At 68.4% G+C, this 19,621-nt stretch carries 14 protein-coding genes; 9 read left to right on the forward strand and 5 right to left on the reverse strand.

Annotation, left to right across the window (positions count from 1 at the left end; genetic code table 11):
• The first annotated feature begins 587 nt into the window (after positions 1 to 587).
• Both AC1DQ3_RS09565 and AC1DQ3_RS09570 read left to right on the forward strand, forming a co-directional pair.
• On the forward strand, positions 588 to 1,661 hold the full coding sequence (locus tag AC1DQ3_RS09565) for a YjgN family protein (protein ID WP_477119945.1): 1,074 nt from the start codon (positions 588 to 590) through the stop codon (positions 1,659 to 1,661).
• Positions 1,662 to 1,719: 58 nt separating this feature from the next.
• Positions 1,720 to 2,880 carry a M48 family metallopeptidase gene (locus tag AC1DQ3_RS09570; protein WP_477119946.1) on the forward strand — a complete coding sequence of 387 codons (1,161 nt, stop codon included), beginning with the start codon at positions 1,720 to 1,722 and terminating at the stop codon, positions 2,878 to 2,880.
• 3 nt (positions 2,881 to 2,883) lie between these two features.
• Here AC1DQ3_RS09570 and AC1DQ3_RS09575 read toward each other — a convergent pair whose 3' ends face one another.
• Positions 2,884 to 3,900, reverse strand: a complete 1,017-nt coding sequence (locus AC1DQ3_RS09575) for a LysR substrate-binding domain-containing protein (RefSeq protein ID WP_477119947.1) — start codon at positions 3,898 to 3,900, stop codon at positions 2,884 to 2,886.
• Positions 3,901 to 3,990: 90 nt separating this feature from the next.
• Between AC1DQ3_RS09575 and AC1DQ3_RS09580 the strand changes: the two genes are divergently transcribed.
• Positions 3,991 to 5,268: an MFS transporter gene (locus AC1DQ3_RS09580; protein WP_477119948.1), complete on the forward strand. Its 1,278-nt coding sequence runs from the start codon at positions 3,991 to 3,993 to the stop codon at positions 5,266 to 5,268.
• Between the two features lie 22 nt (positions 5,269 to 5,290).
• On the opposite strand, the gene AC1DQ3_RS09585 is transcribed toward AC1DQ3_RS09580, so the two are convergent.
• The 4 genes from AC1DQ3_RS09585 to hemL all read right to left on the reverse strand — a co-directional run bounded on the left by AC1DQ3_RS09585 (position 5,291) and on the right by hemL (position 8,785).
• Positions 5,291 to 5,794, reverse strand: coding sequence for a TPM domain-containing protein (locus tag AC1DQ3_RS09585; RefSeq protein ID WP_477119949.1), 504 nt, complete (start codon positions 5,792 to 5,794; stop codon positions 5,291 to 5,293).
• Between the two features lie 6 nt (positions 5,795 to 5,800).
• Positions 5,801 to 6,670 (reverse strand): TPM domain-containing protein, encoded by an 870-nt coding sequence (locus AC1DQ3_RS09590; RefSeq protein WP_477119950.1) that lies wholly within the window; start codon positions 6,668 to 6,670, stop codon positions 5,801 to 5,803.
• Positions 6,671 to 6,702: 32 nt separating this feature from the next.
• Entirely contained in the window at positions 6,703 to 7,323 is a 621-nt protein-coding gene (locus AC1DQ3_RS09595) for a LemA family protein (protein WP_477119951.1), read from the reverse strand.
• Between the two features lie 172 nt (positions 7,324 to 7,495).
• Complete coding sequence (hemL, locus tag AC1DQ3_RS09600) at positions 7,496 to 8,785, reverse strand: glutamate-1-semialdehyde 2,1-aminomutase (protein WP_477119952.1); 1,290 nt, start codon at positions 8,783 to 8,785, stop codon at positions 7,496 to 7,498.
• Positions 8,786 to 9,000: 215 nt separating this feature from the next.
• Between hemL and AC1DQ3_RS09605 the strand changes: the two genes are divergently transcribed.
• The 6 genes from AC1DQ3_RS09605 (at position 9,001) to AC1DQ3_RS09630 (ending at position 19,465) form a co-directional block, all read left to right on the forward strand.
• Positions 9,001 to 9,171, forward strand: a complete 171-nt coding sequence (locus AC1DQ3_RS09605) for a rubredoxin (protein WP_477119953.1) — start codon at positions 9,001 to 9,003, stop codon at positions 9,169 to 9,171.
• A gap of 417 nt (positions 9,172 to 9,588) precedes the next feature.
• The gene (locus AC1DQ3_RS09610) at positions 9,589 to 10,074 is read left to right on the forward strand and encodes a response regulator (protein WP_477119954.1); all 486 of its coding nucleotides are present in this window, start codon (positions 9,589 to 9,591) and stop codon (positions 10,072 to 10,074) included.
• A 31-nt stretch (positions 10,075 to 10,105) separates the two neighbouring features.
• A complete protein-coding gene (locus AC1DQ3_RS09615; protein WP_477119955.1) occupies positions 10,106 to 10,474 on the forward strand; it encodes a response regulator in 369 nt (122 codons plus the stop codon).
• Positions 10,475 to 10,532: 58 nt separating this feature from the next.
• A complete protein-coding gene (locus AC1DQ3_RS09620) occupies positions 10,533 to 11,102 on the forward strand; it encodes a chemotaxis protein CheW (protein WP_477119956.1) in 570 nt (189 codons plus the stop codon).
• 61 nt (positions 11,103 to 11,163) lie between these two features.
• On the forward strand, positions 11,164 to 13,332 hold the full coding sequence (locus AC1DQ3_RS09625) for a methyl-accepting chemotaxis protein (protein ID WP_477119957.1): 2,169 nt from the start codon (positions 11,164 to 11,166) through the stop codon (positions 13,330 to 13,332).
• A gap of 70 nt (positions 13,333 to 13,402) precedes the next feature.
• On the forward strand, positions 13,403 to 19,465 hold the full coding sequence (locus AC1DQ3_RS09630; RefSeq protein WP_477119958.1) for an Hpt domain-containing protein: 6,063 nt from the start codon (positions 13,403 to 13,405) through the stop codon (positions 19,463 to 19,465).
• Positions 19,466 to 19,621: the final 156 nt, after the last annotated feature.

A 19,621-nucleotide genomic window follows, 5' to 3' on the forward strand; every position in this document is an offset into this window, starting at 1 on the left:
ATCTCCGATTTCTTGTAACAGGATGTTTCCTTGTTGTTACTGCTCGCGCTCATGTGGGGTGCGCTGCAATACGGCGAGGCCGGAAAATAGTGATGCTTTCAATGCCTGCTGGCTTGGCGAGGTGCGTCAATCGGCGTATGGCGTGCTTTTGCCGATCGCCCGGCAGCAGCGGTGCAAGGGTAAGTGCCCAGGGGTATTCGGGTGGTGGAGCAGTCGGCGCACGACCGTACGATTGGTTGCAGTAGAGATACTACCGAGCAGGAATATTTTGTGTTCTATGGGGCACGCTAGCTGCGGGAACCCCGGCTGATAGTTCGGCGTGTGCGCCACGAGGGTGTGCCGGCGACAAAGATGTAGCCCCGTTGGGGTATGAATGTTGGCCAGCCCACATTGGCACTACGTCCTCCTCGCCTAGTTGGATGAGGTGGGAACTTCCTGCAATTCCTGTCGCTCACCATCGAATTGGTTGCATTCCTGATACATAGCTGGCCACGATGCGGGGAATAAGGATATCGTCACGCGGCGTACCGGCAAATGTGATTTGTCGGCGCCATGCGACCTTGCAGATTTCACGGGAGAAAACCAGAATGCAGCAAGACAACTACGCGTTCCAGACGACCGTATCCGACGCGCCTGCCGGGCAGCCGCGCCCCCTGCGCTTCGAGTTCACCGGCTCGGGCTCCGAGTTTTTCCGCATCTGGATCGTCAATACCTTGCTGACCCTTGTCACGCTGGGTGTCTACTCGGCCTGGGCCAAGGTGCGGACCATGCAGTATTTCTACCGCAACACGCGGCTGGACGGCGCCAGCTTCGACTATCACGGCCGTGCCTCCGCCATCCTCAAGGGCCGCGCCATTGTGTTTGGCCTGGCGGTGGTCTTCCAGTTCAGCAGCCATGTTTCCCCTTTCCTGGCCGTGGCGCTGGGTCTGACACTGGCGGTGGTGTTTCCGCTGCTGCTGGTGCGCTCGCTGCGCTTTCGCATGGCCAACTCCAGCTACCGCGGCTTGCGCTTTGCCTTCACGGGCGGCGACGGCCAGGCCTATAAGGTGTTCCTGCTCTGGCCCGTGCTCACCGTGTTCTCGCTGTTTGCGCTGGCGCCGCTGGCGCATCAGCGCTTCAAGCAATACCAGCATGACAACACCCGCTTCGGCACGGCGCCCTTTGGCATCGACGCCACCGCGGGCGCCTTCTATGGCGTCTACCTGCGCGCTTTTGGCATGATGCTGGCAGTGGTGTTGGTGACATCGGTCGCCGGCGCCCTGCTGGGCCGCGGGGTTGGCGTGTCCCGTGGCGCTCCGTTCCTGGCCATCGGGTTGGCCGTGATCGGCTTCTACGTGGCGCTGCTGGCGGTGCGTCCCTTCTTGATGGCACGCCTGCAGAACCTGGTGTGGAACCACACCACGCTGGCGCCGCACGCGTTTCGCAGCGAGGTCAAGGCGAGCCGGCTGTTCTTTATCTTCGTGACCAATATGATCGCCACCGTGCTGACGCTGGGACTGTTCCTGCCGTTCGCGCGGGTGCGCTCGATGCGCTACCGTATCGAGAGCATGACCATGCTGGCGGCTGCGCCGCTGGATGCTTTCGTGGCCGGCGAAACGCAGCAGGCCGGCGCGCTGGGCGATGCGGCGGTGGACTGGTACGACATCGATATCGCACTGTAAGCACGCCGATCACGCTGCGCAGGCTTATTCCTCAGTTCACCCCGATCCCAAGGCCCTGATGCAGGATTCCCCCGAGGCGCCGGCCACTCCCAAGGTTGCGGCCACTTACTTCGACGGCCGCTCGTCGCGTGCCCATGCGGTCAAACTGTCCATCGAAGGGCGCGACGCGGTGTTGCGCCAGGCCGATGGCACTGAGTTGCGCCGCGCGCCGCTGGCGGCATTGCGCGTTTCCGAACGGGTCAAGCGCGCGCCGCGTCTGGTGACGTTTGCCGATGGTGCCTTCTGCGAGGTCACGGACCACGCCCGCTTTGCCGCGCTGCTGGATGCCAGCGGCCACCGCGAGGGCTGGGTGGTGCGCGCGCAAAACAGCTGGCGGCTGGCAGCGCTGTCGGTGCTGGGCCTGGTCGCGGCGCTGGCGCTGGGGTATTTCGTGGTGTTGCCGTGKGGCGCCGGCGTGGTGGCACGCAGTGTGCCGCCGGCGCTGGAAGCCCGGCTGGGCGAGGCCACGCTGAGCAGCATCGATGACGGACTGCTCAAGCCTTCGGCCCTGCCGGTGGCGGAGCAGGAGCGCATTCGTGCCGACTTCGGCGCGCTCAAGCGTCCGCCCGATCCGGGCCATCAATACCGCATCCTGTTCCGCCAGGGCGGCCGGCTCGGGGCCAATGCGCTGGCCTTGCCGGGCGGCACGATCGTGGTGACCGACGAACTGGTGAAGCTGGCAGGCCCCGGCCCCGGCCTGATGGGCGTGTTGGCCCACGAGGCAGGGCACGTGGCCCAGCGCCATGGCCTGCAGCAGATATTGCAGGCTTCGGCAGTGGGCGCGCTGGCGGCGTATTTCCTCGGTGACTATTCCAGCGTGCTGGCGGGCGTGCCCGCGGCCATCCTGAGCCTGCGCTATTCGCGCGACCACGAGCGCGAGGCCGATGCATACGCGGTGGAAGTCATGCGGGACAACCGCCTGCCGGTGTCGGCATTCGCCGACGTGCTGCAAGCGCTGGAGTCCGCGCACGAGCAGGAGGTGGAAGAACAGGCCGCCGAGTCGGGCTCCGGACAGCAGGGCGGCGCGTCGGCCACGTCCGCCGAGCGGGAAACCAAGCGCGAGCGGCGCAGCCGCCGTGCCGCCGGGGATGCCGGCAACGACGACGATGGCGGCAGCTTCTTCTCCACCCATCCGCTGACGCGCGAACGGATCGAGGCGCTGCGCGCGGCGGGGCGCTAGGCGTCAGGCGCCCGGCTCGGGTGGCTGGCGCAAGGAGGAGGCCGCCACCTGGCCTTGCAGCCAGTTGTAAAACTGCAGGATTGTCTTCTCGCGCGGATTGCCTTCGCGCCAGGTGACCCAGTAGTGCAGGCTGGACGGGATGCGCGTGGTGCCAAGCTGCACCAGTTCGCCGCTGGCAAGGTAGTCATGGGCCAGTTGCAGGCGCGCCGTGGCTGCCCCGAGCCCTGCCACCGCCGATTGAAGCATCATGCCCGCATCCTGGAAGATCGGCCCGCGTTCGGGTTCGGTGCTGGGCAGGCCGGCGCTTTCCAGCCAGTCGCGCCACGGCCGCAGGGCGAAGCGCAGCATTGGCAGGCGCGGCAGGTCGGCCAGCGTAAAGCCGGGAAAGCGCGCCAGCAGCGCCGGGCTGGCTACGGCAATCACATGGTCCTCGATCAGGTTGTGGCAGACAAAGCCGGGCAGGTCGACGCGCTGGTGCCAGATGCCCACGTCCACCGAGTACGGATCCGGCGGCGCGATCTCGGTGTGCAGCCGCAGGTGCAGGTCGAAGCCCGGCTGGGCCGCGTGCAGGCTGGGCAGGCGGCGGATCAGCCAGGCGTTGGCCAGATCGGCCATGACGCTGACCTCCAGCCGTATCACCTGCGTGGCGCCGCCGTTGCTGGCCTCGCGCAGCCCGTCTTCCAGTTCGCCAAGCCCGCCGCGTACACGCTGCGCCAGCCGCGCGCCCACGTTGGTGGGCACCATCAGGTGGCCGCTGCGCTGGAACAGCTTGGTACCCAGGTTGTCCTCCAGCGCGCGGATATGGTGGCTGATGGCGCTGTGGGTCAGCGCAAGTTCCTCCGCCGCACGCGAGAAACTGCGGTGCCGGGCCGCGGACTCGAGCGCGCGCAGGGCCTGCAGCGCGGGCAGGTGAGGCAGGCGCTTCGCACGGTGCGGCTCGGGCGGCGTGGCGGGCCCGGCGGGTCCGGTGGGCAGGACCGGCTGGCCGGCTTGGGAGGTCTTGGGGTGTCGGAGGCTCATTACCGTCAGATCTTACCGTCAAATTCCACTCACAATTGTGGCGGGTATCTTTCGTTGGCGTTGCATGCGCCGACTGGCCACAATGCCAACATGACTTCTGCTTCCTCCTCCTCGCCCGCCGCCGTGCGGAGCGCCAATTCGTCGCCGGGCAGCGCGCGCTGGCGCGTGCTGTGTATCTTCTCGCTCGGTTTCCTGGTTTCCTACATCTTTCGCGGCGTCAACCTGGGCTTCGCGCCGCACCTGATTCGCGAGATGGGCCTGGGCGCTGCCGACCTGGGCTTGCTGACCAGTTTCTATTTCCTCGGTTTTGCCTGCGCCCAGTTGCCGGCTGGCTTGATGCTCGATCGCTTCGGGCCGCGTCGCACCGAGGCCGCCTTGCTGCTGGCGGCGGTGGCAGGTGCGCTGGTGTTCGCCTCGGCATCCAGCATGGCGGCATTGGCGGCCGGGCGGCTGATGATCGGCGTGGGCGTTTCAGTGTGCCTGGGCGCCGCCATCCAGGCCTTGTCGATCTGGTTCCCGCTCTCGCGCATGCCTTTGCTGAACGGCGTGGTGATGGCGATCGGGGGGCTTGGCGCCGTCGCGGTGGGGGCGCCGCTGGGCTGGCTGCTGTCGTGGACCGATTGGCGCACCGTCAGCTATGGCCTCGCGGCCGTGACACTGGCGATGGCGGCGCTGCTGTGGTTCTGCGCGCCGGACGCCGCTGGTGCTGGCAAGCAAAGTCTGGGCGAGCAACTGCGCGGCACCGTGCAGGTGTTCCGCAACCCCCGTTTTCTACGGGTGGTGCCGCTCACGATGCTCAACCAGGGTATTTTTCTGTCAGTCCAGACGCTATGGGTGGGTGCCTACCTGCGCGACGTGGCAGGGCATACGCCGGAGCAGAGCGCCCGCCTGGTGTCCGTGATCGGCTTTGCCATGATGGGCGGCTGCGTATTCGCTGGCTGGGCAGCGCGCCATCTTGAGCGCGCCGGGGTGAGCCTGTACATGTTCGCGGGCATCGGGATGAGCGCCTTTATCGCGATTCAGCTCCTGATCATGGCCGGCACGCCCTTGCCGCCGGCCATGCTCTGGGCGGCCTACGGGGTGTTCGGTTCGAGCGGCATCCTGGGCTATGCGGTGCTGGCACGCAGCTTTCCCGATGCACTGATCGGGCGCGCGACTACCGCGCTGACCTTGACGGTATTTCTTTCGACCTTTGTCTTCCAGATCGGGATTGGCCTGGTGCTGGATTTCTGGCCTGCCGAAGCTGGCCGCTATCCGAAGGCGGCGCACCAGGCCGTGTGGGCCGGACTGGTAGCCCTGCAGCTGCTTGCCGCGTTGTGGTACCTGCTGGGCTCGCGTAGCCCGACGGCGGCGCGGCCGGCGCATTGAGCGCCGCCCGGCGCAGCCCGGGCTACAACACGATCGGCCGGTCGTCGAGTTCGTTCGGGTTGGGCCGGTCGCCCGCGGGAAAATGCGCAGCCAGCAATTGGTGGATCCTGTCCACCGCCGCCAGTACGGGCTTGACCGACAGATCCCGCGCCAGCCCGCTCGCCAGCTCGTTGCAGATCGCGCGCCAGGTGTCCGGGTCCACACGCGCATCGATGCCGCGGTCGGCCAGCAGTTCCACCGCGTGATCGGCCAGGTTGATGTACAGCAGCACGCCGGTATGGCCTTCCGTGTTCCACACTTCCAGCGCACCGAACAGGGCGCGTGCGCGTGCGCGCGGGCTGATGCCCGAAAAGGCCAGTCCAACGGGCAGGCTGGATTCGATCACCACCCGCACTTCGCCGCGATGCCGCTGCTCGCCGGCACGTACCGCCTGCTGCAGTTGCTGCTGGGCTTCGGCGGGGAAGTGCTTGCTGGCGGCGCCGGGGCGCGTGCCGAGGTGGCGCAGGGCGCGTTTGAAATGGGGCATGCGTCGTTACCAGTTGCCGGAGGCGCCGCCCCCGTCGAATCCACCACCGCCGCCGCCGCCGAAGCCGCCACCTCCGCCGCCACCGCCGCCACCGCCGAATCCACCGCCGAATCCACCGCCACCGCCGCGTCCCCAGCCGCCGCCCCCGAGACCGCCAAGCGTGCCGCCCAGTCCGCCGGCCGCCGCGTCCCAGCCGCGCCCGCGCGTCACGATGCGCGAGCCGCCGGAACGCCGTGCCGCGGAAATAAAGAAGAACAGGATGATGGCGAGCGGGAACAGCACCGGCAGCCAGTCGGTCCATGCGCCGCGCTGGGCGGGCCTGGCGCCGGCCTGCGGGCCCGGCAGGGCTTCCTTGTCGATGGTGGCCTGGATCGCCGACACACCGGCGGAGATGCCGCCGTAGAAATCGTTCTGGCGGAAGTGCGGCGCCATCACGTCTTGCAGGATGCGCTTGGACATCGCGTCGGTGAGCGAGCCCTGCACGCCGCGGCCCACTTCCAGGCGCATCTTGCGCAGTCCGGGCGGATTGTCCTTGGCGATCAGCAGGATCACGCCGTCGTCGATGCCCTTGCGCCCGGCGCGCCAGGCATCGGCCACGCGGATGCTGTAGGTGTCGATCGGCTCGGGCTCGGTGGTCGGCAGCATCAGCACGAAGATCTGGCTGCCGCGCTGCTGCTCATATTCGGCCAGCACGTTTTCCAGCGCGCTGCGCTGGCTGGCGCTGAGCGTGCCGGTGAGGTCGGTGACCCGTTGCGTGAGCGGCGGCACCGGCACGAAACCGTCGCCGGCGGCCACGGCGGGCGACGCCAGCAGCGCGCCCAGCCACAGCATCAGAATGGCGGCCAGCCAGCCACTGCGCTTGGTGAGATGCTGCATAGCCAGTCGATCCCTGTCAGTGTTTCGGAGGCTCAGAATTTCACCGTCGGCGGCGCCGAGATGGCTTTCTCGTTTTCCACCGCGAACGACGGCTTGACCGGGTACTTGAAGATCATCGCGGTCAGGTTGGTGGGGAAGCTGCGCGCCAGGACGTTGTATTCGCGCACCGCGGCGATGTAGCGCTGGCGTGCCACCGTGATGCGGTTCTCGGTGCCTTCGAGCTGCGATTGCAGGTCACGGAAGGACGTATCGGCCTTGAGTTGCGGATAGTTCTCCGACACCGCGAGCAGGCGCGAGAGCGCGCCGCTGAGTTCGCCCTGGGCCTGCTGGAAGCGCTTGAACGCTTCCGGGTCGTTGAGCGTCTCGGGCGAGACCTGGATGCTGGTCGCGGCGGCGCGGGCCCGGGTGACGGCCTCCAGCGTCTCGCGCTCATGCGTGGCATAGCCCTTGACGGTGTTGACCAGGTTGGGGATCAGGTCGGCGCGGCGCTGGTACTGGTTGACCACCTCGCCCCAGGCCGCCTTGACGGCCTCGTCCTTGGCCTGGAAGTCGTTGTATCCGCAGGCGGACAGCAGGCTGGCGCACATGGCCAGCACCAGCCAGCGCACGACGGACCGGCCGGAGGACAGGGACAGGGAAGGGGATGCGCGCATCGAAGACTCCGGATTCGTGGAATCGCCAGTGTAGCGCAGCGGCTGGAGCAGGCGCGCCTGCTGTTTGCCGAGTCCAATCCGGGTCCGATCAAGGCCATGCTGGCACGGGAAGGGTGGCTGCGAGCAGGTCGGGGCGGCTGCGCCCGGCCTGCTCGGCCAGGCCGGCGAAGCCTCAGGCCGCGAAGGCCTTGCGGGCGGCGTCGATGGTGGTGGCGAGGATGGCGTCGTCGTGCTGCGCCGAGACGAAGCCCGCCTCGTAAGCGGACGGCGCCAGGTAGACGCCGGCATCCAGCATGGCGTGGAAGAAGCGGTTGAAGCGCGCGGTATCGCACTGCGTGACTTCGGCGAAGCTGCCCGGCACGCCGTCGCGGAAGTACAGGCCGAACATGCCGCCGATGGCGTCCGCCGCGAAGGGCACGCCGGCTTCGCGGGCCGCCGCGGCCAGGCCGTCGGCAAGCTTGCGGGTCTGCACGGCCAGGCGGTCGTGGAAGCCCGGCGCCTGGATCAGCTTGAGGGTGGTCAGCCCGGCCGCCACCGCCAGCGGGTTGCCCGACAGCGTGCCGGCCTGGTACACGCCGCCCAGCGGCGCCAGGCAGGCCATGATGTCGCGCCGGCCGCCGAAGGCTGCCGCCGGCATGCCGCCGCCGATCACCTTGCCCAGGCAGGTCATGTCGGGGGTGATGCCATAGTGCGCCTGGGCGCCGCCCAGGGCCACGCGGAAACCGGTCATCACCTCGTCGAAGATCAGTACCGCGCCATGCTTGGTGCACAGCGAGCGCATGGCTTGCAGGAAGGCGTCGCTGGCGCGCACCAGGTTCATATTGCCGGCCACCGGCTCCACGATCACCGCGGCGATCTCGCCGGCGTGCTTGATAAAGGCTTGCTCGAGCTGTTCGACATTGTTGTACTCGAGCACCATGGTGTGCTTGGTCACGTCGGCGGGCACGCCGGCCGAGGAGGGGGCGTTCCTGGTGGTGTCGGCAAAGGTCAGCAGCCCGGAGCCTGCCTTGACCAGCAGGCTGTCGGCGTGGCCGTGGTAGCAGCCCTCGAACTTGACGATCAGGTCGCGCCCGGCAAAGCCGCGCGCCAGGCGCAGCGCGCTCATGGTGGCCTCGGTGCCGGAGGAAACCAGCCGCACCTGCTCGATCGACGGCACCAGCTTGCAGATTTCCTCGGCCATCTCGATCTCGGCTTCGGTCGGCGCGCCGAACGAGAAGCTGTGGGCGGCGGTCTCCTGTACCGCGCGCACCACTTCGGGGTGGGCGTGGCCGACGATCATCGGGCCCCAGGAGCCGATATAGTCGATGTAGCGCTGGCCATCGGCGTCCCACATATAAGCGCCTTCGGCGCGTGTGATGAAGCGGGGGGTGCCACCCACCGAGCGAAAGGCGCGCACGGGCGAATTGACGCCGCCCGGAATGGTTTGCTGTGCGCGGTCGAAGAGCTGCTGGTTACGAGACATGGCTTGGCGTGAAATCAAAAGCGGGAGAAACGCGTTCTATCAGGCAGCAAGTTACGTGGAAAATGCCGGCAAAACAGCCGAAATACGAGGCATTTGCAGGGTAACGTGCGCGAACACGGCGTATTTGGCCCGAACCGTACTTCTCCGGCTGGCGCCGGCGGCGCCGATTCGGTACCATCTGGCCCTGAATTTTAATGGAGAGCGACTGTACCGTTATGGAATACAAGACCTGGATGTGCCTGATCTGCGGGTGGATTTACGACGAAGCCGCCGGCGCGCCCGAAGACGGCATTGCACCCGGTACCAGATGGGAAGACGTGCCCGTCAACTGGACCTGCCCGGAATGCGGCGCGCGCAAGGAAGATTTTGAGATGGTGGCGCTCTGAAGCGGCTGCATTCCACCGCGGGAGCCGCTATGCCGTCAAGCCGGCCGGCAGGATCCGGCCAGGTATGACCATGACGGGACCGTGACGGACGCCGCTGGGCTGGTCTGCCCGCCGTGCCGCGTCGCGTCGATGCGACAGATACGCCATGGCTGGCCCAGTTTGCACATTGACGGCCCCCCGGCGACTTGTCACACTCTGTTTCAAATTTGAAAATCCATCCTTTAGGGGGGTGGACCTTGGCAGGCGCGGGTACCACGCGCCGCCGTTTGCCGGCCACCGGGTCACCGGGCTGGCTTGTTTTCGGGAATCAGATCGTTTTGTTTCGGGGTCCGTCGGCGCAGCCAGTCTGCATCGCGCGGATGTTCTCAAGTGAATGCCGGCGCTTTCCCAGGAAGGTACGCTGGTCGCGGGAACGAGATGCGGGTCACTCAACTGCAAGAAAGTATTCGGGTCAACGCCGAAGCCAGCGGCGCGGTCGAAGCTGGCGCCGCTGCCAGCGTTGCTGCGCCTGCGCGCCGCAAGGTGCTCGTCATCGACGATTCCAGCACCATCCGCCGTACCGCCGAGATCTTCCTGTCCCAGGCAGGTTGCCAGGTGCTGCTGGCCGAAGACGGCTTCGAGGCACTCGCCAAGGTCGGCGACATGCATCCGGACCTGATCTTCTGCGACATCCTGATGCCGCGTCTGGACGGCTACCAGACCTGCGCCCTGATCAAGAAAAGCCCCCATTTCCACGCCATCCCGGTGATCATGCTGTCCTCCCGCGACGGCGTGTTCGACCGTTCGCGCGGCCGCCTGGTCGGCGCGCAAGACCATCTCGCCAAGCCGTTTACCCGCGAGTCGCTGCTGCAGGCGGTCGATGCCTGCGTGCCACGCGCCACGGCCAGCCCCTTGCCGGCTTGAGCGCCGTCAAGGCGCATATCAAGGAAACTTCATGACTATCAGCAAAATCCTTATCGTTGACGACTCCCCGACCGAAGCCCTGTTCATGTCCGACCTGCTCGGCAAGAAGGGTTTCAAGGTTTCGGTGGCAGGCAATAGCGAGCAGGCCCTCACCCGCCTCGAGAAGGAAACCTTCGACCTGATCCTGATGGACGTGGTGATGCCGGGCCAGAACGGCTTCCAGGCGACCCGCGCGATCAAGCGCGACGACCGCTTCAAGGACATTCCCGTCATCATGTGCACCAGCAAGGGCCTGGACACCGACCGCATCTGGGGCATGCGCCAGGGCGCGGCCGACTACATCGTCAAGCCGGTCAACGGCGAAGAGCTGCTGACCAAGATCGCCGCGCTGACCCACTGAGCCAGGTGCGGTTCCTGCCTTCGCACACGCTCCCATGCCTTCTTCCCGGACCTCGACCATGAACGCGCCGCGCCAGGATCTTCGTGCCCGCCAGACCCGGCTCCAGGACTACCAGGCCATGCTGGCGCGCCGCCTGCGCGAGGCGCGCAACCTGCCCGCGGTGGACAGCTACCTGGGCTTGCAGGTGGGCCAGCGGCACTGGCTGCTGCCGTTGCCGGAAACGGGCGAGGTGCTGGAGATGCGCCAGCCCAGCCGGGTGCCGCTGACGCAGCCCTGGTACACGGGGCTGGTGAACGCGCGCGGCAGCCTGCTGGGCGTGATCGATTTCGGCCTGTTTTGCGGCGAGGGAGCCACCTCGCTGCCGCAGGGCAGCAAGATCGTGGTGCTGTCGCGCCAGGTGGAGCGCGCCTGCGGCATTCTTGCCACGCGCGTGGTCGGGCTGCGCCATGCGGGCGACTTGTCCTTGCCGGCCGAACCGGCGGACAGGGCGCCGGTTCGGCACGAGCCCGCACCGGAATGGGAGGGCGCCCGTTTTGCCGACCGCGACGGGCGCGACTGGCAGGTGCTCGACGTGCGCAGGCTGCTGGCAGCGCCGGCCTTCCTGCAGGTGGGCCGGCAGGCCGCCTGAGCATCGCGCGGGCATGCCCGCGGCAAATATCAAAATCGAAAAATAACGGACAGAGGGTGCTATGGGATTCAAGATGTTCAACCTGGGTCGCCAGGCACAAGCGGGCAGTGCCGCCGCACTGGCGGTGGACGCCGCCGCCGCGCCCGGCACGCGTAGCACCCCGGCCCGGCGCTTCCCGGGCAGGCTTTCCAGCCTCCCGTTCGCCAGCCAGCAGCGTGCGCTGACCGCGGGGGTCGTGCTCTCGCTGGCCGCCCTGCTGGCCTCGGTGTACTTCGATAACCGCGTAGCCAACAACGCCGCCACGCAGATCGAGATCGCCGGCGACATGCTGATGCACTCGCAGCGCCTGGCCAAGGCGGTGCCGGTGGCGCTGCTGGGCAATGCGCAGGCCACTACGCAGCTGCGTGAGTCCAAGAGCGAACTTGCCGCGGACTTGCAGGCGCTGCAAGGCGGCAGCGATACCAAGCACGTGCGTGCCACCAGCGGGACGGCCGCGCCGTTGCTGGACCAGGCCATGGAGTCCTGGCGCCGCACCGAGAAGAGCGCCGGCGACATTCTGGCCCAGCAGCCCACCCTGACCACCATCGGACAGACCCTGCAGATCTTCAACGCCTCCAACCCGGAACTGCTGGAAAGCGCCGAGCAGGTGGCGGCGATCAAGCTGCAGAGCGGCGCCAACGCGCGCGAGGTGGCCGCCTCCGCGCAGCTGGTGATGCTGACGCAGCGCCTGGGCAAGAACCTCAACGAATTCCTGGCGGGCGAAGGCGTCAACCCCGAAACCGCGTTCCTGCTGGGCAAGGACACCAATACCTTCCGCGAAACCCTGGACGGCCTGATGAACGGCAGCGAAGCGCTGCGGCTGTCGGCGGCGGGCGATGCCGAGACGCGCGGCTACCTGCAGCAGCTTTCGCAGCGCTTCGACGCAGTGCAGAAGACCACCCAGACCATCCTGCAGAACCTGCCAGGCCTGATCGCGGCCAAGCGCGCCCAGCAGCAGATCTTCAACGACAACGAAGCACTGCGCGGCGAACTGTCCGCGCTGCAGGCCGCGTATTCCGAAGGCGCGCGCATGCGCCCGCTGACCCTGGGCGCCACCATCGTCTCGGCCTTGCTCACGCTGTTGTTCCTGGTCGGCCTCGCGGCGCTCTACCTGCGTGACTCGCGCGCCCGCACGCTCGAAGCCGAGGCCCGCGAGCGCGAGGCCGAAGCCCGCCGGCTGGACGAAAAGCGCAACAACGACGCCAACCAGAAGGCCATCTTGCAGTTGATGAACGAACTGCAGGATATCGCCGACGGCGACCTGACCAGGCAGGCCACCGTGACCGAGGACATCACCGGCGCGATTGCCGATTCGGTGAACTACACGGTGGAAGAGCTGCGCGAACTGGTGGGCCGGGTGCAGCAGACCGCCGGCGAGGTGACGCAGGCATCGAGCCAGGTGCAGGACACCTCGATCGAACTGGTTGCGGCTTCGGAAGAACAATCGCGCCAGATCCGCCAGACCGGCGAATCGGTGGTGGAGATGGCGGACCGCATCACGCAGGTGTCGCGCGGCGCGGCGGAATCCGCCAATGTGGCGCGCGCCTCGCTGGCCGCGGCCGAGCAAGGCCAGTACGCGGTGCAGAACGCCATCGTCGGCATGAACGACATCCGCGAGCAGATCCAGGACACCTCCAAGCGGATCAAGCGCCTGGGCGAATCCTCGCAGGAGATCGGTGAGATCGTCGAGCTGATTTCCGACATTACCGAGCAGACCAACGTGCTGGCACTGAACGCCGCCATCCAGGCCGCATCGGCCGGTGAAGCCGGGCGCGGCTTCTCCGTGGTGGCCGAGGAAGTGCAGCGCCTGGCCGAACGCTCGGGCGAGGCGACCAAGCAGATCGGCGCGCTGATCCGCACCATCCAGACCGATACGCAGGATGCGGTGCACGCCATGGAGCGCAGCACGCAGGGCGTGGTGGAAGGGGCCAAGCTGTCCGACAATGCCGGCGCCGCGCTGGTGGAGATCGGCCGCGTGTCGCGCCAACTGGCCGAGCTGATCGAACAGATCTCGCAGAACACCTCGCACGAAGCGGGACTCGCTACCGCGATGGCACGCAATATCGAAGGGATCCTGCAGGTGACCGAGCAGACTTCCTCGGGCACCCGGCAGACCGCACTGTCGGTGCGGCAGCTGACCTTGCTGACGGAAGAGCTGCGCAACTCCGTGCTGCGATTCAAGATCGCCTGACGGGTTACACGAGGGCCGCGCGAGCGGGCCACGGGCCGGCGCCACCGCATTGGACGCATTGGAAGCAGTCATGTCATTGAATTTCCCTGTCTCGCGTGAGGCTGCCGGCTCCGCTCCGGCCGTGCAGGATCCGCTGGCGCTGATGCTCCCGCCGGCGCCGGACCCGTCTTCCGCGCCTCATGCCGCCCCTCCCGGCGCCGCCGTGTCGCGCGATCTTTCCATGCTGGCCTGGCTGGCGCCGAGCCTGCGCGCGGCGCTGGACGATGCCGCGGCCGAGCTGGGCCATTACGTCGATGAAGTGCAGCAGGCGCCCGAAGCGCTCGGCGCGCGCGACACCACCTCGCTGCGCCTGGCTGGCCAGCATCTGCACCAGGCCGCGGGCGCCGTGCATATCGTTGGCCTGCGCGGCGTCGATCCGTATTGCCAGGCCTTGCGCCGGCTGCTGGAAGGCATCGACGGCGGAGCCGTCGCCGCCGATGCCCAGACCCTGGCTGTCTTCCGCCTGGGCGTGCAGGCACTGGCCGAGTACGTGGACGACCTGATGGTCGGCGACGACGAAGATCCGGTGCGGCTGTTCCGCTCCTATGCCGACGTGCTGGGGCGGCTCGGCGAGGACCGGGTGCATCCCGCCGACCTGTGGGTCGACGAGCTGCAGATGCTGCCAGGCATCCTGCTGCCGACGCGCATGGCCGCCACCGTTACGCGCGCGCGCCAGCGTTTCGAGGGCGCCCTGCTCAAGGCGCTGCGCCTGCCGGTGCCGTGCTTCGATCCCAGCCTTCTCCACGAAGCCTATCTACCGCTGGAATCCGCTCTGGAGGACGTGCGCGCGAGCGAGCAGGAACTGCGCCGCGCCACCGACCACCCGGACCGCGACGTGTGGCACGTGCTGGCGCTGGTGTTCGGCGCGCTGGCCCGTGGGCTGCTGCCGTCGGACCTGCTGGCCAAACGGCTGGCGGGGCGCGCCCACCTGCTGCTGCGCCAGTACCTGCAGGGCCAGGTGCGGGTGCCCCAGGCGCTGCTCAACGACGCCGTCTATCTGCTGATCACCGCTAGCGGGACGCCGGCCACCAGCGAGCCGGAGAGCGCACCCGTGCTGGTGCTGCGCTCCGCCATCCGCGGGTGCCTGCAGGCTTTCCGCATCGACGCGGCGCATGCCAGCGCGCATGCCGATTTTCGCGTGCGCTACTACGGCTGGCTCGATCCGATCGATACGCGCAACCTGCAGCAGGCAGCCGCCGCGCTTGAGCGGGCCGCGCCCGCCGGCGCCGAACCCGGTGCATGGCAAAACGCGCTGGCGGCGCTGGCCGAAGCCTCGCACCCGCTGGCGCAACCGGCCTTGCTGCGCTGCCTGGATGCCGCCGCGCATCCCGCGCTGCCTGTCAGTCCCGGCGACGACGGTCTTTGCGGCACCGGCGCCATCGCGCTGTTCCTGGCGCGAGCACTGGCCTTGCCGTGGCGGGTGCATGGCAGCACCGGACATGCCGCGGCCGCCGCGTTCGCGCAGCGCTGCGATGAACTGGCCTTGTATCTCGGCGCGCGCCAGCGCGGCGAGCAAGCCATGCCGGCTCCGCGCTGGCTCGTGCAGATGGTGGACCAGGCGCGCGCGCAACGCCTGCGCGAGGCCGCGGTCGCACAGCTGCGCGGCCACCTCGACAGCGGCGAATCGTGGCTCGATGCCTATGATCGCGATGCTGCCGGCGCGCAGGCCGGCGCCCACCTGCGCGACGCCGAGCGCGCGTTCGCGGCGCTGGCCAGCACGCTGGAGCCATTGCGCGAAGCCGGCGCGCTGCCCGAAGCGCTGCGCGCCGACGCGCAGGCGGTCGCAGCGGCATTGCAGCGCGTGATGCAAGCGCTCGATTGGCTCGCTGGCGCCAGCGCAGCGCAGGTCCGCGGCGATATCGCCACGGCTCCCGGCAGCGAGGGCGATGTCGCGCACGAGCGCGCCGCCCGGCTGGCGGCGATCGCCGGCGAGCTTGGCGCCGTGCACGCCTTTATCGATGCGCTGGCATTTGGCCGGCGCGCATCGGCGGATGCGCATGACGAGTCCGCCGAGGCCGACGGCCAGGCAGCGCGGGGCGGGGCGGTTTCCCACGCGGCCTTGCTCACCAGGGCGCGCGCGGCTGCCAACGATGCCGTGCGCCACACCGCCGCCGCCGATTCGCCCGAGGTGAAGGCGCTGCGCGCGGCGCTGCAGGCCATGAACGAACAGGCTGCCATCGACGACGCTGCCGGTTTGCGCCGCCAGGCCGCTGAAGCCACGACCCAGTTCAACGCCTGGCTGGCCGGTTCCCATGGTGCGGCGGAACGCCTGGTGGTGGCTCTGGCCGACCCACTGCCGGCCGGCGCTCCGGTTGCGCCCGCGATGCCGGCAGCGGAAAGGGCCGATACGAGCGATGCGGCCGCGATTGACGCCGAACTGCTCGATATTTTCCTGAGCGAAGCGGCCGAGGTGCTGGGCGAGGTTGGCAGCCATATTGCCGGCGGCCTGCGGGTGCTGGAGGACGCCGACACCATCAGCCGGCTGCGGCGCGCCTTCCATACGCTCAAGGGCTCCAGCCGGATGGTGGGCCTGCATCGCTACGGCGAGGCGGCCTGGGCCGTCGAGCAGGTGATGAACCTGTGGATTGCCGAAGCGCGCGCGCCGGCGCCGCTTCTGCTCGCACTGCTGTCGCGCGCCCACCATGAGCTTTCCGGCTGGGTGGAGGCACTGCGTGCCGATGCCCTGGCGCTCCACGATACCGGAGGCCTGCTGGCCGCGGCGCAGTCGGTGCGCGCGGGGGAGGCGCCGGCGCCGGCGCCGGCAACTGGGCTTGAACCGGTAGTGCCGCAGTCTCTCGACAAGCAGGAACGGGAGGTGGCGCAAGCACAGACCGGTTCCACGGATGCCGAAGCTGGAGAAGACGCCATCGCGGGGGCGGATGCCAAGGTCCTTCCTTTCCGCTTCGCCAGCACGCCGGCGGAGGAAAACGATCACTTCAAGCTGATCGGCCCGGTGCGCATCGGCCTGCCGCTCTACAACGTCTACCTGCAGGAAGCCGACGACCTGATCCGCCAGTTCGCCACCGATGTTTCCGAGTGGCGCCACGAAGGCCGCCCCTGCCCGAGCGAGCTGGCATTGCGCGTGGCCCACACGCTGCAAGGCAGTGCTTCGACGGTCGGACTGGAACCGGTGCGCGCCATCGCCGAGGCGCTGGAGCGCCTGATGCTGCAACTCGGCGCCCACCCGGTGGCGATGCACCCGGGCGACTTCCGCCTGCTGGAGCAGGCGGTCGAGCGTGTGCGCGGCATGTTGCATCAGTTTGCCGCCGGCATCTGGCCGGCCGCCGATGACGCGATCTGCCGCAGCCTTGCCGAGTTGGGCGAGCGTGCATTGGTGCGGCCGCGGCTGGCGCTGCCGGCGGCGCCGGAATTGCCGCCCGAGGCGGAGGACGCGCCGGTTGCGTTGCTGTTCGGCAAGCTGCCGGCTGTGGCCAATGCCGGCGCGCTATACGATGCCACCATGACAGCGGTGGGTACGGAGGGCGTGGATGCCGGTCACGCCCATGCGGCCAACATGGCCGAAGCGTCTTTCGCTGAACCCGCCGAAACCGGCACGATCCCGCTGGCGCCCGCCGCCGAGGCGTCCCTCGAGCCCGCGCTTGTCGAGATTTTCCTGGAGGAGGCGCACGGCAGCCTGCCGGAACTGGGCAAGCTGCTGCGCGGCTGGGAGTCGGCTTCCGGCAATGGCGAGCATGCCAGCCACGCTGGCCTGATCCTGCGCGCCTTGCATACGCTCAAGGGCAGCGCGCGCATGGCCGGCGCGATGGCGCTGGGCCAGGCCGCCCACGAGATGGAGACCCTGCTCGACGCAGGTGTGCGCGCGGATCGCGTCGGGCCGGTCCTGTTCGTGCGCTTGTACGCCTGGTACGACCGCATCCTCGCGCATAGCGAAGCGTTGCAGGCCGGCCGCCTGCTGCCGGTGGACGATGCCGACCTGATCAACACCATGACCGGCTTGAACGGCGCGCCGGTACAGGACGTGGCGGACACGTCCGCTGCGTCCGCTGCGACGGCACCCGGGCAAGCGGCTCCGCCAGTCAGCGAGGCCAGTCCGGCGCCGCTCGTGCGTGCCGCCGTGCAGCCCTGGTTGCAAAGCACGCCGCCGCGCGCACCGGTGCCGGCACCGGGCCACGCGCTGGCGCCCGCAGCCGATGCCGCCGAGCGCCAGCGCGCGCTGGTGCGGGTCCAGGCCCGCACGCTCGATACGCTGATCACCGACGCCGGCGAAGTCGGCGCGACGCGCGCGCGGCTGGAGAGCGAGCTGGAAGCGATGCGCAGCTACCTGGGCGAGCTCAACGACAACGTGGCGCGCCTGCGCGGCCAGTTGCGCGAGATCGAGATCCAGGCCGAGTCGCAGATGACGTCGCGCAATGCCGACGCCCAGCACAAGCAGGATTTCGATCCGCTCGAGTTCGACCGCTTCACGCGCTTCCAGGAACTGACGCGCATGATGGCCGAGTCGGTCAACGACGTGGCCACCGTCGAGCAGAACCTGCAGCGCGGCTTCGACCGCGCCACCGGTGACCTCGATACGCAGGCCCGCCTCACGCGCGGCTTGCAGCGCAGCCTGATGCAGGCGCGCATGGTCCAGTTCGACGCGCTTGCCGAGCGCTTGTACCGCGTGGCGCGCCAGGCCTCCAGCGAGACCGGCAAGGACGTGCGGCTGCTGATCAAGGGCGGCACCGTGGAGGTCGACCGTTCGGTGCTGGACCGCATGGCCGGCCCGATCGAACACCTGATCCGCAATGCGGTGGTGCACGGCATCGAGGCCGCCGAGGTGCGCCGTGCCGCGGGCAAGCCGGCCACCGGCGCGCTGACGCTGGAAGTGCAGCAGGAGGGCAACGAGGTGGTGCTGCATTTCGTCGACGACGGCGGCGGGCTCGACCTTGCGCGCATCCGCGCGCGCGCCATCGAGCGGGAACTGCTGGCGCCGGACGACGACGCGGGCGAGGCACGGCTCACCGAGCTGATCTTCGCCCCCGGCTTCAGCACGGCCGATACCGTGTCGGAGCTGGCCGGGCGCGGCGTCGGCATGGACGTGGTGCGCGCCGAGACCGTGGCGCTGGGCGGGCGCATCGCGCTGGCCACGCAGCCGGGGCAGGGCACCCGCTTTACCGTGCACCTGCCGCTGACCACGGCCATTACGCAGGTGCTGCTGGTCACGCTGGGCGGCCGGCCCTTCGCCATTCCGAGCGGCATGATCGACCAGGTTCAGCAATTGCGCTCGCAAGGGCTGCTGGAAGCCTACAACCAGGGCAGCCTCGACGCGCCTGGCGGCGCGGTACCGTTCCACTACCTTGGCACGTTGCTGGAAGAAACGCCGGCGGTTGCCGCGGGCAGGAAGTATTCACCGGTGGTGGTGGTGCGCAGCGGCGCCGAACGCATCGCCGTGCATGTGGACGAGGTGATCGGCAATCGCGAAGTGGTGGTCAAGCATATCGGCCCGCACCTGGCGCGCCTGGAGGGCATTGCCGGCGCGACCACGCTGGGCGATGGCGAGATCGTGCTGATCTACAACCCGGTGGTGCTGGCGCAGCGTTTCGTGCGCGAACGCGGCGAACTGGCCCGCCCGCAGCTTGCCGGGCCTTCGTACCTGACGCAACAGCCGGCGCTCGGCGCGGTGGCCGAATTCTCCCATGGCGGCGCCGACCCGGTGCCAGGCCTGGCCACGCAGCCTACCGTGATGGTGGTTGACGATTCGCTCACGGTGCGCAAGGTCACGCATCGCCTGCTGACGCGCGCGGGGTATCAGGTGGCGCTCGCGCGGGATGGCGTGGACGCGTTGCGGCAGTTGCAGGAAGTGATGCCGGATGCCATGTTGGTGGATATCGAGATGCCGCATATGGATGGTTTCGATCTGACCCGCAATGTGCGGGCGGATAGCCGGACTGCGCATATGCCGCTGGTGATGATTACCTCGCGGACAGCGGAGAAGCATCGCCGCTATGCGGCGGAGATCGGCGTCAATGCCTACCTGGGCAAGCCGTATAACGAAGACGAACTGCTTGCGACGCTGCACCACTTGCTGGGTGAGCGTGCTGCGGGGACCGCGGGGTCGGTGGCGCAGATGCTCGGGGAGGATGCGGGGAATTGATTCGGCGGGAGCAGGGCGTGAGCCGAAGCCGGCAGGATGCACCAGCGCCGCCCGGATTGCCCAACGGCGTTTCCCTCTCGCTCTGCCCTCTCCGGCCATGCGGGAGAGGGAGTGCCAACCGGCGCGAATAAAAGCAATATCGCCCGATCAAAATTC

The sequence above is a fragment of the Cupriavidus sp. 01T418 genome (assembly GCF_056398885.1).

Coding starts and splice junctions, on each gene's coding strand:
- AC1DQ3_RS09565 (WP_477119945.1), top strand. CDS start 588: ATGCAGCAAGACAACTACGCGTTCCAGACGACCGTATCCGACGCGCCT.
- AC1DQ3_RS09575 (WP_477119947.1), bottom strand. CDS start 3,900: ATGAGCCTCCGACACCCCAAGACCTCCCAAGCCGGCCAGCCGGTCCTG.
- AC1DQ3_RS09580 (WP_477119948.1), top strand. CDS start 3,991: ATGACTTCTGCTTCCTCCTCCTCGCCCGCCGCCGTGCGGAGCGCCAAT.
- AC1DQ3_RS09585 (WP_477119949.1), bottom strand. CDS start 5,794: ATGCCCCATTTCAAACGCGCCCTGCGCCACCTCGGCACGCGCCCCGGC.
- AC1DQ3_RS09590 (WP_477119950.1), bottom strand. CDS start 6,670: ATGCAGCATCTCACCAAGCGCAGTGGCTGGCTGGCCGCCATTCTGATG.
- AC1DQ3_RS09595 (WP_477119951.1), bottom strand. CDS start 7,323: ATGCGCGCATCCCCTTCCCTGTCCCTGTCCTCCGGCCGGTCCGTCGTG.
- hemL (WP_477119952.1), bottom strand. CDS start 8,785: ATGTCTCGTAACCAGCAGCTCTTCGACCGCGCACAGCAAACCATTCCG.
- AC1DQ3_RS09605 (WP_477119953.1), top strand. CDS start 9,001: ATGGAATACAAGACCTGGATGTGCCTGATCTGCGGGTGGATTTACGAC.
- AC1DQ3_RS09610 (WP_477119954.1), top strand. CDS start 9,589: ATGCGGGTCACTCAACTGCAAGAAAGTATTCGGGTCAACGCCGAAGCC.
- AC1DQ3_RS09615 (WP_477119955.1), top strand. CDS start 10,106: ATGACTATCAGCAAAATCCTTATCGTTGACGACTCCCCGACCGAAGCC.
- AC1DQ3_RS09620 (WP_477119956.1), top strand. CDS start 10,533: ATGAACGCGCCGCGCCAGGATCTTCGTGCCCGCCAGACCCGGCTCCAG.
- AC1DQ3_RS09625 (WP_477119957.1), top strand. CDS start 11,164: ATGGGATTCAAGATGTTCAACCTGGGTCGCCAGGCACAAGCGGGCAGT.
- AC1DQ3_RS09630 (WP_477119958.1), top strand. CDS start 13,403: ATGTCATTGAATTTCCCTGTCTCGCGTGAGGCTGCCGGCTCCGCTCCG.